Here is a 14,208-nt window from a genome sequence, read left to right as displayed (position 1 = left end):
GTCACGCGGGGCCCAGTGCGTCACCCGGTGCGGTGAACCCTGCCTTACCGAGCAGGCGGGCGTCACGTTCGGCCAGTTCGGCGCGCAGTTGTTCCTCGCGCAGGCTCTGGTACCACTCCTCGAGCAGCTGGGCCTGCAGCGCGAACATCTCCTTCTCCTCCTCCGGCTCGGCGTGGTCGTAGCCGAGCAGGTGGAGCACGCCGTGCACGGTGAGCAGGGCCAGCTCGTGGTCGAGGGAGTGACCGGCCTTCTGCGCCTGGCCCATGGCGAATTCCGGGCACAGCACGATGTCGCCGAGCATGGACGGGCCGGGCTCGGGGCTGTCGGGGCGACCGCCCGGCTCGAGTTCGTCCATGGGGAACGACATCACATCGGTGGGGCCGGGCAGGTCCATCCAGCGCACGTGCAGGTCGGCCATGGTGTCGAGATCCACGAGCACCATCGACAGTTCGGCGGCCGGATGCACGTCCATCCGCCCGATCACGAAACGCGCGACGCTGACCAGGTCTTCTTCGGGGATGTCCATACCCGATTCGTTGGCGATCTCGATGCTCACGTGTTCAGGGTACGGGCCGAACTACATCGCGCTGCATCCAGTACAACGCACTTCAGAAAATCGCATTGCATTGTAGTGAATCGGCATCGACGCAGCGTATGGCCGGTGACGCTGCCCGAGGCGTCACCGGACCATGATCAACGGCGGTCGGCCCGACCGGCGGCCCGGCGCTGCGCCCGGTTGCCCGGGTAGTGCGGGGCGGGAACCGCGCGGGTCTCGGATTCGAAGCGGTCGTAGGCGTCGACGATGTCGGAGACCAGCCGGTGACGCACCACATCGGAGCTGGTGAGTTCCGAGAAGTGGATGTCGTCGATATCGGTGAGGATCTCCGAGGCCGCCCGCAGACCCGAACGCTGCCCGTTGGGCAGGTCGACCTGCGAGATGTCGCCGGTGACCACCATCTTCGAGCCGAAGCCGAGACGGGTGAGGAACATCTTCATCTGCTCGGCCGTGGTGTTCTGCGCCTCGTCGAGAATGATGAACGAATCGTTGAGGCTGCGACCACGCATGTACGCCAGCGGCGCGACCTCGATGACACCGGAGGCCAGCAGCTTCGGGATGGCTTCCGGATCCATCATGTCGTGCAGGGCGTCGTAGAGCGGACGCAGATACGGGTCGATCTTGTCGTTGAGCGTGCCGGGCAGGAAGCCGAGCCGCTCACCGGCCTCGACCGCCGGCCTGGTCAGGATGATGCGGGTGACCTGCTTGGTCTGCAGGGCCTGCACCGCCTTGGCCATCGCCAGATACGTCTTGCCGGTACCGGCCGGGCCGATGCCGAACACGATGGTGTTCACGTCGATCGCGTCGACGTAGCGCTTCTGGTTCAGCGTCTTGGGCCGGATGGTCTTGCCGCGCCGCGACAGGATGTCCAGGCTCAGCACCTCGGCGGGCGATTCGGACACGCCCGCGTCGGTGAGCATGGACACGGTGTGCCGGACCGCTTCGGGGGTGATGACCCGGTTGCGGCCGGTCAACGCGACCAGCTGCTCGACGACACGCTCGGCCAGGGCCACATCGGCGGCCTTGCCCGTGATGGTGACGGTGCTACCGCGCACGTGGATGTCGGCCGGAAGCAACTGCTCGAGCTGACGGAGATTCTGGTCGGCCGAACCGAGGAAGGGGAAAACGGATTCGGGGGCGAGTTCGATGCTGGAACGCACGGTTCGCGCCGCCGGGGATGCTCCGTTGCCGTCGGTACCGACGCCTGGGACGGGGAGGGTGGGATCGCCGATCTCGCCTGTGTTCTTCAAAAGTGGCTATAGCCTGCTTCCGGTCTCGACCTGGTGTTCGATGAGACCAGTTTACCGCCGCCCACCGACACCGCACAGCGGTTAAAAACGGGCACGTGGTAGAGGACCCGTCACTACCCGCTCGGGGTACCCCCACGGCGCGATTTCACGCGCCCTCACCAGCGCTTCGTCAACGCTCCGAGGGCGCCGAGTGCGACCGCTGCGGCGGTGGATGTGCGCAGGACGGTCGGGCCGAGCAGCACGATGTCGGCGCCCGCGTCGGCGAGCGCGGTCAGCTCGGCGTCGTCGAGGCCGCCTTCCGGGCCGACGATGAGAATCACTTCCTTGCTCCGCGCGAGCGGAAGCTCGGTGAACTTGCCGGTGCCCGACTCGTGCAGGGCGGCGACCACCGCGCCGTCGGCCTTCGCCGCGCGCACCAGCTCGAGCAGCTCGCGCGTGCGGTGCAGGCCGGCGACCTCGGGAATGTAGGCACGGCGCGACTGCCGGGCCGCTGATTTCGCCGCCGCCCGCCACTTCTCGATGCCCTTGGCGGCCTTGGCCTCCCAGTTGGCGACGCAGCGCGCTGCCTGCCAGGGCACGATCAGGTCGGCGCCGGCCTCGGTCATCAGCTCGACGGCGAGCTCGGAACGATCCGACTTCGGCAGTGCCTGTACGACGGTGACCTGCGGGATAACCGGTTCGGCCAGCCTGCGGTTGCGTACCGCGAGCTCGAGGCGGTCCTTGGCCGCCGCGATCACCTCGGAGTCGGCGAGCACACCGTGTCCGTCGGACAGGGTGATCAACTCGCCCACCCGGGTCCGGCGCACCGTCGCGGCATGGCGACCCTCGGGGCCGTCGAGCACCGCGACCGCGCCCGGCTCCGGGATGTCGTCGAGGTAGAAGACCGTGGCGGCCATCGGGGTCAGCGACCGCTGAACGACGCGCGCAGCCGGGCGAACAGGCCGCTGTTGTGCTCGGACTGCGACGACATCACCTCGGCGCGATCCTTGTCACGCATGCCCTTGAACTTGCGCAGCAGTTCGGTCTGCTTGCCGTCGAGTTTGGTCGGCACCACGATGTCGAGGTGTGCCAGCAGGTCGCCGCGCGCGCCCGAACGCAACCGGGGCATGCCGTGTCCGCGCAGGTGGATGACCTCGCCCGGCTGGGTGCCCGGGGCGATGGTGAGTTCGGTCGGCCCGTCGAGGATGGTGTCGACGACCACGGTGGTGCCGAGGATCGCGTCGACCATCGGGACCCGGACGGTGCAGTGCAGGTCGTCGCCGTCGCGGACGAACGTGTCGTGCGGCTGCTCGACGACCTCGACGTACAGGTCACCAGCGTGACCGCCGCCGGGGCCGACCTCACCCTGGGCGGCCAGGCGCACCCGCATGCCGTTGGCGACACCGGCCGGGATCGGCGCGGCGATCTCGCGGCGCGCACGCACGCGGCCGTCGCCACCACACTTGGTGCACGGGTCGGGGATGACCTCGCCCGCGCCGCGACAGGTCGGGCAGGGACGCGAGGTGAGCACCTGGCCGAGGAACGAGCGCTGCACCGACTGCACTTCGCCCGCGCCGCCACAGGTTTCGCAGCGCACCGGCTTGGAGTTGCCGTTGGTGCCCGCGCCGTGGCAGAGGTCGCAGAGGATGGCGGTGTCGACGGTGAGGTGCTTGGTGACGCCCACCGCGCACTCGGCCAGGCTCAGCCTGGTGCGGATCAGCGAGTCGGCGCCGGGCTGCACGCGGCCGCGTGGCTTGCGCGCGCCGCCGCCCTGGCCGCTCATCCCGCCGAAGAACGCCTCGAACACATCACCGAGACCGCCGAACCCGGCACCGCTGAATCCCGCACCGCCGCCGCCGTTTTCGAGCGGGTCACCGCCGAGGTCGACGATCCGGCGCTTCTCCGGGTCGGTCAGCACCTCGTAGGCGGTGGAGACTTCCTTGAACTTGGCCTGCGCGGCCTCGTCCGGGTTCACGTCGGGGTGCAGTTCGCGGGCCAGTTTGCGGTACGCGCGCTTGAGCTCCTGGTCGGTGGCATTCTTGCCGACGCCGAGCAGTCCGTAGTAATCCCGTGCCACTTGAGTTCTCTAGTCCTTGGTCGCTGTGGTCCAGCCGAACGCCGGGCGCATCCTTTAGTCTGTTCGACTCAACTTTACCCCGGTCGAAGTACCGACCATAACAGTGCCCGCGCGGTCGCCGCCGACCCGGCGGTCACCTTTCGGCCAGGACCTCACCGATATAGCGGGCAACGGTCGCCACCGACGCCATGGTGCCGGGATAGTCCATCCGGGTCGGGCCGAGCACGCCCATACCGCCCAGCACCGCGCCCGCCGCGCCGTATCCAGTGGACACCACGGAGGTGCCGCGCATCTGCTCGACCTGGGTCTCCTCGCCGATCTGCACGGTCACCTGACCGGGCTGCTGGGCGGCGGCCAGCAGCTTCAGCACGATGACCTGTTCCTCGAGCGCCTCGAGCACGGTGCGCAGCGAGCCGGGGAAACCGAAGTCGGCGACATTGCGGGTGAGGTTGGCGGTGCCGCCGAGCACCAATCGCTCCTCCGGATGCTCGACCAGGGTTTCCACCAGCACGGTCGACACCCGGACCAGCACATCGCGAATCTTGGCCGGCGCGCGTTCGGGCAGTCCGGCCACCGACGCGCTGGCCACCGAGAGCAGTTTGCCGTCCATCGCACCGCCGAGCAGGCCGCGCACGGCGGCGAGGTCGTCCTCGGAGATCACCGCGCCCAGGTCGACGATGCGCTGATCGACGCGGCCGGTGTCGGTGATGACGACCAGTAAGAGGCGGGCGGGATTGAGCGCGACGACTTCGATGTGACGCACGGTCGATGCCGACACCGTCGGGTACTGCACCACCGCGACCTGGCGGGTGAGCTGCGCCAGCAGCCGCACCCCCCGGCGCAACACGTCGTCGAGGTCTACGCCGGATTCGAGGAATTCCATGATCGCGCGGCGTTCGGCGCCCGAGAGCGGCTTCACCTCGGCGATCCGGTCGACGAATTCGCGGTAGCCCTTGTCGGTCGGGACGCGCCCGGAACTCGTGTGCGGCTGGGTGATGTAGCCCTCCGCCTCCAGCACGGCCATGTCGTTGCGGACCGTGGCGCTGGACACTCCGAGATTGTGCCGTTCGACCAGCGACTTCGAGCCGATCGGTTCCTTGGTGGCGACGTAGTCCGCGACAATCGCTCGCAGGACCTCGAATCGCCGATCTTCGGTGCTCGAAGCCATCGACCCCACCTCCTCGCTCGTGCCGGGTACGTCGTCGGCCCGCGTTGTTTGCAGTGCTGGGGCACAGACTCGCACGCGGGCGCTCGGGGCGTCTTGCAGTCCAGTCTAAATTGTCTCGTTCTCCGGTGAGTTCTCCACAGGGCGGAGTTATCCACAGGGCGAGGATCGGGGCTTGTCGGGCTATTGCGCCCAGCGTACGTTCGGTCGTGAATCAGGCGCTTCACCAGCGCTTTTCCGGGGCGGGAGGGGTTTGCGATGCGATTCGGTGACGAGTGGGGCGCGGGTGACTCCGCGGTCGTGGTGCGTCCGGAGGAATTCGCCGGGATCGATCGGGCGTGTGTGATGTTTCTCGAGGTAGTCGAGAATGTCTCGCTGCTCGCCGGGCAGATCTGTTCGCAGACGCACTGGGGTCTCGGAGAAGGTGATGGGCGGCTGATCTCCGGACCCGCGCTGGTCGGCCGGTTCCGGGAGACGGCGGGGGTGGTGGCTGCCGCGATGGAGACGCACCGCCGGATCGTCGGCGATATCCGCGAGGCGCATCGGCTCGCGCGGGACCGGCTGGTGGCGGTCGACGACGAGTGGGCGCTGCGCTTGGCCGACGCGGAAGCCGCACCGGCGACGCGTAATCCGTTCGCGGAGGGTGCCCGATGATGCCGGGCGGTGGTGAGAACGTCCACCACTGGCGGCATCGAGAGATCACCGAGACGTTCTCATCCCTCGATGTCACCGAAGCTGTTGCACAGGCGGACGCGTTCCAGCAGTTGGCGCGGCGCTGGGAAGAGGGGCTGGATGCCTTCGATCACGCGATCAGCGTGGGGCTGTCGGCGGCCTGGTCGGGTGTCGGGGCGGAGGCCGCCATGTCTTCTCTCCGGCGATACCTCGATCAGGCACGAGAACTCCTCTCAGCTGTCCACGCCATCCCCTCTCTGGTCCAAGCGGCGGCCGATGCGGTAGTCGCCACCAAGTACGCGATTCCCGAGCTCGTCGAGGAGTCCGCTGTGCCGGTGTGGTCCACCGATCCGGGTGGGATGCGGGAGGCCGGCATCCTGGAAGAAGAGGCGAGAGCTGCCATGCGTGATCGCTACGTCCGGCCTTTCAACGAGATCTTCAGCCGAATCCCGTTGATACCGCAGCCGATTCATTCTTACGTGGCTACTGGTCACGGCGACCCTCTCGGCAACGACCTGTCCACACCCTTGCCGGCCGCCGAGCATTACCGACCCATCGGGACCGCCATGGACGCGAACGTGCTGAGAACGTGCGACGAATCATGCAGGCCGGCAGCGTCTTCGGGCCACGATGTGGAACGGTCTGCCGTTACCGGCGCAGTGCCCAGCTCTTTCATGCCGGGTACTGACACAAGGCAATTCGACGCGAACCTCGCCGACGCGAGCGGAGCTGCGACGGCTACCCGCATCGGAGCTGTTGGCGGAGGAACAGCAGGCGCAGTGGACGTCGGCGCGGCGAGGGTCGACATGATGCGCGTCGGTGAATCATCAGGACCGAATGCTGATGGGCCGCAACAATCCGGCGATGCCGAACGGGGACGCACTCGCAGCGAGGGCGGTTCGGCGAGTACTCGCGGTGCGGAGACGGCTGGTTCGTCGACAGGTCCAGCAGCGTCAGGTGCGGGACCTCGCGGCGAGGCGAGGATCGGGCGCGCAACAACTTCGGGCGCGGGAGCGGGTACGGGCGCCGGTGAAGGTGTCGCGCCGCAGGTCGACAGTGCAGTGGCAACTCGGCCGGATGGTGGCGGGCCTATGAAAAGCAGCGGTCACCACGAGGGCGGTGGCCAGAACCCGAGCAGCGGGCAACGCGGGGCAGGCCAGGCGAAGACAGAGACTGTCAGCCCCGGTGCGGCGGTACGCAACACATTCGCGGACCACATCGCGCTCGCAAATATGGCGTTGTCCGCAAACGAGGCTCTGACAGGCAACGCAGTCGCCGCAGACAACGCCCCGGCAGACCACGCACTCCGGGCGAACGACGCCCCGACGGGCAACCTACTAGCGGCGGATAAGGCTCTGGCAGGAAATGCGCCGACGGCGGGCGATGCGGGAGTCGAGACGAGGGCGTCCGGCACGGGGCAGGGGGCCGCGCGGTGGTTCCACTGCGTCGCCCTGGCGCCGGGTCTGCCCGGCGCAGAGCACGAGGAGCACGCTCGCGGGGTGCCGGAGTATTTGATTACCTCGGCCAATACCGAGGTGTTGCTCGGTCGACCGGCGCCGACCATTACCGATGGAGTGATCGGTGGGGCGCGGGGTGGCGGGCACGGGTCCACGGCGCGGGGGTGTTGATGTCCGCGGGTGGAGGGGTCGGGTCACGGTCGCCCGGGGTGGGCGACCGTGAGCCGATCAGATGCGGCGGGCGGCGCCGACGCGGGCGGGTGAGTGGGCGGCGCCCACTTCTTTGCCCGCGAGGGCATCCAGGCCGAGCATGGCCAACAGTGACACGCAATCTTCGGCATCGTTGGAATGCGAAGCGACCGTCCGCGCGGCGACCGCGCACTGACGAGCGTTCTCCGCCTTCTCAGCAGAGCGCGCTTCAGCGAACTCGCTCTGCTCGTGGACGAGGGTGATGTGCCGTTCGGTGGACATATAGCTCCCTAGGTTTCGACCCGAAGCCTACGCCCCCAATCGTTATCTTCGGCCCTGAACCCACCGAAGAATCGGTTCGGATACCCCGGTGGTCAACCCTCGCCAGAGGGTGTGCATCAGACCACATCATCCCGATGACCGGGGGATCATCGAAGCCGCCGTGAGCTCGACCACGCCGCGAAAAAGACGTCACGAAACGGCATCGCGTGCCGCGCGTTGCAACCGCAGCTGTCCGATCTCGGCCACGTTTTTCATCAGTTCGGCATCGACCCAGCCGACCAGATGCGCGACGGTCAGGCCGGCGTCGGCGGGCCATGGATAACCGGAGGGGAGGTCGAAGTCGGCGTCGTCGAGTTCGCTCAGCGTGTCGAGCCACTCCTGCCGTAGGCGGCGGAGCCACTCGATGGTGCTGTCGCCGGGTCCCGGCCAGGCGATATCGGTTCGCTCACGTGGTGCTCGCTGCCGCAGATGATCGATGGCCACGCTCCACCACCACCCGATGTGCCAGGTGAGCCAGCCGATCGTCGGTACCGGAATCGGATCGGGTTCGGTATCCGCCCAGTCCGCGACCCACCCGCCTGCGGGATCTTCGCGCATCGTCCAGCACAGCGCGCTCGGTTCCCACAGGAAGTCCTCCTGTCGCAGCCGCTCGAGGTGGTACTCGAACAACGACCAGACGAGATCGAACTGCCACCGCAGCAACTCACTTCGTGACGTGGACACGGGCGGGATCGTGCCACGACACCCGCGTACGAGCGAACGAATTCTCGGCGAAAGAGCGTTGGTGGCGCTCAGCCGAGGAGATCGCGGACGATGCCGTCGGCCAGCAGTCGTCCACGATCGGTGAGGACGAGGTGGTCGTCGACGACGTGGGCCGAGCCGTCGGCGAGAACACGGTCGAGGGCAGGCCGGGCGGAGGGGGCGAGGTCGGCGAGGGGAAGGCCGGTGCGCAGGCGAAGGGTGAGCATGAGGTGTTCGGTGTAGCGCTCGTCGTCGGTGAGGGCTTCCCAGCCCGCGGCGGGCAGACCGCCGAGGGCGACGCGGTCGGCGTAGCGGGCGGGGTGCTTCACGTTCCACCAGCGCACACCACCCACGTGACTGTGCGCGCCGGGACCCGCACCGAGCCAGTCACCGCCGGCCCAGTAGCCGAGGTTGTGCCTGCAGCGCGCGGAATCGTTTGCGGCCCAATTGGATACCTCGTACCAGCCGAGCCCGGCCTCGGCCAGGCGGGCATCGACGCGCTCGTAGCGGGCGGCGAGTACATCGTCGTCGGGTGCGGGCAGTTCACCACGGCGGACCTTGCGCGCCAGCGCGGTTCCGTCCTCCACGATCAGGGAGTAGGCGGACACATGATCCACACCGGCGGCCAGCACCGCGTCCAGGCTCGCGTCCAGATCGGCGTCGGTCTCACCGGGTGTGCCGTAGATGAGGTCGAGGTTCACGTGCTCGAATCCGGCGGCGCGCGCTTCCTTCGCCGCGGCCACCGCCCGGCCCGGCGTATGAGTGCGGTCGAGCACCTTCAGGACGTGTGCCGCAGCCGACTGCATGCCGAGCGAGATCCGGGTGTACCCGGCCGCGCGGAGGCGATCGAAGAACTCCGGCGAAGTCGATTCCGGGTTGGATTCGGTCGTTACTTCGGCATCGGTGGCGAGGGTGAAGTTCGCGCGCACCGCGTCGAGCACCGAGGCGAGCCCGTCGCCGCCGAGCAGCGACGGTGTTCCGCCGCCGACGAAGATCGTCGAGACCTCGGGGGTCGCGGTCGGCAGCGCACCGAACTCGGTCGCCGCGGTGGCGAGCTCGCCGCGCAACGCCTCGAGCCACGACTGCGGCGATGCCGAGGTGCCGAGCTCCCCCGCCGTGTAGGTGTTGAAGTCGCAATATCCGCAGCGTGTGGCACAGAAGGGCACATGCACGTACACGCCGAAAGCGCCACCCCCGAAATCGCGCAGCACCGGCCGCTCGGCGTCGGCCGATGTCGCCCCGGGAGCCACGGGAGTCGCGCTGGTAGTCACCCCTACAGTCTGCCGGGCCTCGGCGAACTGCCGCGTCCGGCCCCGGTACCGGTCGTCGCGCCCCCGCTTCGCCACGCGGGACCCGACCGGACTCGGCACCGCGCGGGCCGCTCGACCGACCGAGCGAGCGACCCGTGGCCCAGCTATGCGCCTGTCGCCGGAAAGTCCGAACACTGCCCGGACACCGGTTTCGGCGACGGGCAGCGCACGAAGGCTTGGCGGTCAGTCCACCACGGGGGTGTTCTGGTTGGCCGTGAGCACCCAGACCCCGTCTTCCTTGGTCATCACGTACATGGGCGTGCCCTGCCCCGACAGCTCGCCGTCCAGCGTGAAGTAGCTCTGCCGAATCTTCACCGCGGCCACGTCGGGCCGCAGGAACAGCACGTGCTCGATCTCGTAGGTCGCCTTGCCATGGGTGGTCGCGCCAGGCAGGACCTTGGCGGTGAACTCGGCGATGGCCGCACGGCCGAACAGCCGCTTGCCGTGCCCCGTGGTCCAGATCGCGTCCTCGCGGAAGACGGAGACGAACTCGTCGATCAGTTCGTTGTCCTGCGCGTGCGCGATGGTCCCGACGACGGCGCGAATGGCCGCGAGTTCGGTGTCGAGATCGGCGGGGATCCGGCCCGCCACGGTGACGTCGTTGCTCATGCGGACACTGTGCGCCCTCAACGGCGGTTGAGGTCAACGGATGTGGCGCCCGACACATCTCTGCCGGCAGACGAATCGCCGGTAACTTCCCGCGCCGGAAGTATGACCCCTGTCACAGAACGGTACGGTCGTCCAGGGGATTTCCCTCAAAAGTGCGGGAAATATCTCCTTGCGGTCGGAACGACCCCCCTGACATGGCACAATAGGCGCATGCACGCAACTGGAGTACGACTCGTGGCCCGTCGCCACGTCGACTTCCAGCGTGTCTGCAGCGCCTGTTGTCGGCCCGGTTTCCACCGGTAGCGCAGCGGCGTCCGCCCGGGAATCTCCCGGTGCCTTCGACTTTCATCGGCCCGCTGACCACCTGACGCGAGCCAGCCCCTCGCGCCTTCAGCACGGATGTTCACCCACCCCCGCAGGAGCGACCCCACATGACGTCGAGCACCGACGCCGGTTCGACCGAACAGTCGACGGCGCAGGCCCGTCCCGAGCGCCCGGTCACCGAGCGCCGCGTCCGGCCCGACCGCCCGCGCCCCGAAGGCGCGGTCGCGCCGCGCGAGCGCACCGGCAAGCCGGTCCGCCGCCGCTCCGAAGGCCAGTGGGCCCTCGGTTACCGCGAACCGCTCAACCCGAACGAGCAGTCCAAGAAGGACGACAACCCGCTCAATGTGCGGGCCAGGATCGAGAACATCTACGCCAAGGGCGGCTTCGACTCGATCGACAAAGCCGACCTGCGTGGCCGTTTCCGCTGGTGGGGTCTCTACACCCAGCGTGAAGAGGGCTACGACGGCACCTGGACCGACGACGACAACATCGACCTGCTCGAAGCCAAGTACTTCATGATGCGCGTGCGCTGCGACGGTGGCGCGCTCAACGCCGCCCAGCTGCGCACCATCGGCCAGATCTCCACCGAGTTCGGCCGCGACACCGCCGACCTGTCGGACCGAGAGAACGTCCAGTACCACTGGATCGAGGTCGAGAACGTCCCGGAGATCTGGCGGCGGCTGGAGTCGGTCGGCCTGCACACCACCGAGGCGTGCGGCGACTGCCCGCGCGTGATCCTCGGTTCGCCGCTGGCCGGTGAGTCGCTCGACGAGATCATCGACCCGACGCCCGCGATCGACGAGATCGTCAAGCGCTACATCGGGAAGAAGGAGTACTCCAACCTTCCCCGCAAGTTCAAGACCGCGATCTCGGGTCAGCAGGACGTGGTGCACGAGATCAACGACGTCGCGTTCGTCGGCGTGAACCACCCCGAGCACGGTCCCGGCCTCGACCTGTGGGTCGGCGGCGGCCTGTCGACCAATCCCATGCTGGCCAAGCGGGTCGGCGCGTGGGTGCCGCTCGACGAGGTTCCCGACGTCTGGGAAGCCGTGGTTTCGCTGTTCCGCGACTACGGCTACCGCCGCCTGCGCACCAAGGCGCGCCTGAAGTTCCTGATCAAGGACTGGGGCATCGAGAAGTTCCGCCAGGTCCTCGAGGACGAGTACCTGAAGCGCAAGCTGATCGACGGTCCCGCCCCGGAGCAGCCCGCCAAGCCGATCGACCACGTGGGCGTGCAGAAGCTGCGCAACGGCCTCAATGCCGTCGGCTTCTCCCCCATCGCCGGTCGCGTCTCGGGCACCATCCTGAGCAAGGTCGCCGACGCCGCCGAGAAGTACGGCTCGGACCGCATCCGGTTCACCCCGTACCAGAAGCTGATCGTCCTCGACATCGCCGACGACCAGGTCGACGCCCTGATCGACGAACTGGAACCGCTCGGCCTGCAGGCACGTCCGTCGGTCTGGCGGCGAAACCTGCTCGCGTGCAGCGGCATCGAGTTCTGCAAGCTGTCGTTCGTCGAGACCCGCAAGCGTTCGCAGGTGCTCGCCCCCGAGCTCGAGCAGCGCCTGGCCGACATCAACGCGCAGCTCGACGTGCCGATCACCATCAACATCAACGGCTGCCCGAACTCCTGCGGCCGGTCCCAGATCGCCGACATCGGCTTCAAGGGCCAGCTCGTCGACGACGGCAACGGGAATCAGGTCGAGGGCTTCCAGGTTCACCTGGGTGGCAGCCTCGGCCTGGACAGCGGGTTCGGCCGCAAGCTGCGCCAGCACAAGGTGACCAGTGTCGAGCTCGGCGACTACATCGAGCGAGTCGTGCGCAACTTCGTCAAGAACCGCGAAGACGGTGAACGCTTCGCGGTGTGGGCGGTTCGCGCCGACGAGGCCGACCTCCGTTAGTGGATGAGGAGATCTCAACTGTGACAACGAATCTCGCCGCCAAGCTGTCCGAAGACGAACTGCGCGCGCTCGCCGAGCAGGGTGCGGCCGAACTGGGCCCCGACGCCTCGGCCGCCGACCTGATCGCCTGGACCGACCGCACTTTCGGCAACAACTACATCGTCGCGTCCAACATGCAGGACGGCGTGCTTGTGCACCTGGCCGCGCAAACCCGCCCCGGCGTGGATGTGCTGTTCCTCGACACCGGCTACCACTTCGCCGAGACCATCGGCACCCGTGACGCGGTCGAGGCCGTGTACGGGGTGAACGTGATCAACGTGCGCCCCGAGCACAGCGTCGCCGAACAGGACGAGCTGCTCGGCAAGGACCTGTTCGCCCGCGACGCCGCCGAATGCTGCCGGTTGCGCAAGGTCGTGCCGCTGAAGAAGTCCCTCGCGGGCTACAACGCGTGGGTCACCGGCATCCGCCGCGTGGAGGCGCCCACCCGCGCCAACGCACCGCTGATCTCCTTCGACGAAGCCTTCGGCCTGGTGAAGATCAACCCGATCGCACCGTGGTCCGACGACGAGATGCAGGCCTACATCGAGGCCAACGGCATCCTCGTCAATCCCCTGGTGGAGGAGGGTTACCCGTCCATCGGCTGCGCACCGTGCACGCGCAAGCCCGAGCCGGGGTCCGATCCGCGCAGCGGCCGCTGGGCCGGCCTGGCCAAGACCGAATGCGGATTGCACCAATCATGACCGTCACCACCTCTGGGAGTGAGCCTGTGAGTACCCACACCACCGAACGCGACCTCGGCCTGACCGAGTTCGACACCCTCGCGGCGCTGGAATCCGAGGCGATCCACATTTTCCGTGAGGTCGCGGGCGAGTTCGAGCGGCCGGTGATCCTGTTCTCCGGCGGCAAGGACTCCACGGTGCTGCTGCATCTGGCGCTCAAGGCCTTCTGGCCCGCGCCGCTGCCGTTCGCGCTGCTGCACGTCGACACCGGGCACAACCTCGACGAGGTGCTCGAGTTCCGCGACAAGGTGGTGGACAAGTACGGGCTGCGCCTGCACGTGGCCTCGGTCGAGGAGTACCTGGCCGACGGTCGCCTCACCGAGCGCCCCGACGGCATCCGCAACCCGCTGCAGACCGTTCCGCTGCTCGACGCCATCACCGAACACCGCTTCGACGCGGTGTTCGGCGGTGGCCGTCGCGACGAGGAGCGTTCGCGCGCCAAGGAGCGGATCTTCTCGCTGCGCAACGCCTTCGGCCAGTGGGATCCGAAGCGGCAGCGGCCCGAGCTGTGGAACCTCTACAACGGCAAGCACGCGCCGGGTGAGCACGTGCGCGTGTTCCCGCTGAGCAACTGGACCGAGCTCGACATCTGGCGCTACATCGCCCGCGAGGACATCGACCTGGCCTCGATCTACTACGCCCACGAGCGCCCGGTGTACCAGCGCGACGGCATGTGGATGACCCCCGGCGTGTGGGGCGGCCCGAACGAGAACGAGGTCCTCGAGACCCGCTCCGTGCGCTACCGCACCGTCGGTGACGGTTCGACCACCGGCGCCATCATCTCCGACGCCGCCGACAACGAGGCCATCCTGGCCGAGGTCGCCGCGTCCCGGCTGACCGAGCGTGGCGCCACCCGTGGCGACGACCGCGTCTCCGAAGCCGCCATGGAAGACCGCAAGCGAGAGGGTTATTTCTGA

General features: G+C 68.0%; 14 protein-coding genes. 5 read left to right on the top strand and 9 right to left on the bottom strand.

Features of this window, described 5'->3' with window-relative positions:
• Window position 1: 1 nt before the first annotated feature.
• The 5 genes from ybeY to hrcA all read right to left on the bottom strand — a co-directional run bounded on the left by ybeY (window position 2) and on the right by hrcA (window position 5,030).
• Window positions 2–556, bottom strand: coding sequence for an rRNA maturation RNase YbeY (gene ybeY, locus AB0I19_RS17930; RefSeq protein ID WP_067486705.1), 555 nt, complete (start codon window positions 554–556; stop codon window positions 2–4).
• A 137-nt stretch (window positions 557–693) separates the two neighbouring features.
• Window positions 694–1,716, bottom strand: a complete 1,023-nt coding sequence (locus AB0I19_RS17925; protein ID WP_357150029.1) for a PhoH family protein — start codon at window positions 1,714–1,716, stop codon at window positions 694–696.
• 245 nt (window positions 1,717–1,961) lie between these two features.
• A complete protein-coding gene (locus tag AB0I19_RS17920; RefSeq protein ID WP_357150026.1) occupies window positions 1,962–2,702 on the bottom strand; it encodes a 16S rRNA (uracil(1498)-N(3))-methyltransferase in 741 nt (246 codons plus the stop codon).
• A gap of 5 nt (window positions 2,703–2,707) precedes the next feature.
• Window positions 2,708–3,862, bottom strand: coding sequence for a molecular chaperone DnaJ (gene dnaJ, locus AB0I19_RS17915; protein WP_067486699.1), 1,155 nt, complete (start codon window positions 3,860–3,862; stop codon window positions 2,708–2,710).
• Between the two features lie 133 nt (window positions 3,863–3,995).
• Entirely contained in the window at window positions 3,996–5,030 is a 1,035-nt protein-coding gene (hrcA, locus tag AB0I19_RS17910; RefSeq protein ID WP_067486696.1) for a heat-inducible transcriptional repressor HrcA, read from the bottom strand.
• Window positions 5,031–5,285: 255 nt separating this feature from the next.
• Between hrcA and AB0I19_RS17905 the strand changes: the two genes are divergently transcribed.
• On the top strand, window positions 5,286–5,681 hold the full coding sequence (locus tag AB0I19_RS17905) for a hypothetical protein (protein WP_357150022.1): 396 nt from the start codon (window positions 5,286–5,288) through the stop codon (window positions 5,679–5,681).
• Window positions 5,681–7,327 carry a hypothetical protein gene (locus AB0I19_RS17900; RefSeq protein ID WP_357150019.1) on the top strand — a complete coding sequence of 549 codons (1,647 nt, stop codon included), beginning with the start codon at window positions 5,681–5,683 and terminating at the stop codon, window positions 7,325–7,327. The genes AB0I19_RS17905 and AB0I19_RS17900 overlap by 1 nt, the downstream gene beginning before the upstream one ends.
• A 57-nt stretch (window positions 7,328–7,384) precedes the next feature.
• On the opposite strand, the gene AB0I19_RS17895 is transcribed toward AB0I19_RS17900, so the two are convergent.
• From AB0I19_RS17895 to AB0I19_RS17880, 4 genes are all read right to left on the bottom strand, one after another.
• The gene (locus AB0I19_RS17895; RefSeq protein WP_067486687.1) at window positions 7,385–7,627 is read right to left on the bottom strand and encodes a hypothetical protein; all 243 of its coding nucleotides are present in this window, start codon (window positions 7,625–7,627) and stop codon (window positions 7,385–7,387) included.
• 189 nt (window positions 7,628–7,816) lie between these two features.
• A complete protein-coding gene (locus tag AB0I19_RS17890; protein WP_357150016.1) occupies window positions 7,817–8,350 on the bottom strand; it encodes a DinB family protein in 534 nt (177 codons plus the stop codon).
• Between the two features lie 68 nt (window positions 8,351–8,418).
• Entirely contained in the window at window positions 8,419–9,579 is a 1,161-nt protein-coding gene (gene hemW / locus AB0I19_RS17885) for a radical SAM family heme chaperone HemW (RefSeq protein ID WP_357150171.1), read from the bottom strand.
• Window positions 9,580–9,861: 282 nt separating this feature from the next.
• On the bottom strand, window positions 9,862–10,287 hold the full coding sequence (locus AB0I19_RS17880) for an SgcJ/EcaC family oxidoreductase (protein WP_357150014.1): 426 nt from the start codon (window positions 10,285–10,287) through the stop codon (window positions 9,862–9,864).
• 431 nt (window positions 10,288–10,718) lie between these two features.
• On the opposite strand from AB0I19_RS17880, the gene AB0I19_RS17875 reads away from it, so the two are divergent.
• The 3 genes from AB0I19_RS17875 to cysD are packed head-to-tail and all read left to right on the top strand — an operon-like array spanning window position 10,719 to window position 14,208.
• The gene (locus AB0I19_RS17875) at window positions 10,719–12,512 is read left to right on the top strand and encodes a nitrite/sulfite reductase (RefSeq protein WP_357150011.1); all 1,794 of its coding nucleotides are present in this window, start codon (window positions 10,719–10,721) and stop codon (window positions 12,510–12,512) included.
• A gap of 20 nt (window positions 12,513–12,532) precedes the next feature.
• Window positions 12,533–13,252 carry a phosphoadenylyl-sulfate reductase gene (locus AB0I19_RS17870; RefSeq protein ID WP_067642387.1) on the top strand — a complete coding sequence of 240 codons (720 nt, stop codon included), beginning with the start codon at window positions 12,533–12,535 and terminating at the stop codon, window positions 13,250–13,252.
• Window positions 13,231–14,208, top strand: a complete 978-nt coding sequence (gene cysD / locus AB0I19_RS17865) for a sulfate adenylyltransferase subunit CysD (RefSeq protein WP_357150008.1) — start codon at window positions 13,231–13,233, stop codon at window positions 14,206–14,208. The genes AB0I19_RS17870 and cysD overlap by 22 nt, the downstream gene beginning before the upstream one ends.

The sequence above is a fragment of the Nocardia sp. NPDC050413 genome, assembly GCF_040655475.1.
GTDB lineage: Bacteria > Actinomycetota > Actinomycetes > Mycobacteriales > Mycobacteriaceae > Nocardia > Nocardia coubleae.
This window is presented reverse-complemented; position numbering and strand designations above follow the sequence as displayed.